Source organism: Streptomyces sp. SID3212 (genome assembly GCF_009865405.1).
Lineage (GTDB): Bacteria > Actinomycetota > Actinomycetes > Streptomycetales > Streptomycetaceae > Streptomyces.
Genome location: NZ_WWJY01000994.1, coordinates 1 through 412 on the forward strand (window position 1 = coordinate 1; position 412 = coordinate 412).

Below are 412 nucleotides of genomic sequence, written 5' to 3' on the forward strand. Positions count from 1 at the left end.
GCCCGCCGCGGCCACCGGCGACCCCGCCGTCAGGGACAACTCGCAGCCCGTCAGCAGCGCCAGCACCCCGGTCAGCCCGGCGCCCGCCGCCGCGAAACCCCGTACCGGAGCGGGCTTCGCCCACACCACCACCGCCACGTCCAGCGCGGCCGTCACCAACAACGCCCAGGCCGTGGCCGACACGGGCGCCCCCGCCGCCGACACCCCGAGCGGCAGCGGGAGTTGGGCGGCCACCACAGCGGCGGGCAGCGGAACGCGGAGGCCGCCGACCAGCCGCCCGTACCCCGCCCACAGCGCCGCCAGCACGGCAGCCGCCCCCGCGACGTAGCCCATGGGCGGCGTGCCGGACAGCGCCGTCGCGTACAGGCCGTACGCGTCCAGGACCGTCAGCACCAGCGCGAGCGCGGCCACC

The 412-nt window shown here is 78.9% G+C and carries 1 pseudogene; it reads right to left on the bottom strand.

The features are described from left to right. A pseudogene (locus GT042_RS29530) lies at positions 1-412 on the bottom strand (hypothetical protein); the annotation flags it as partial.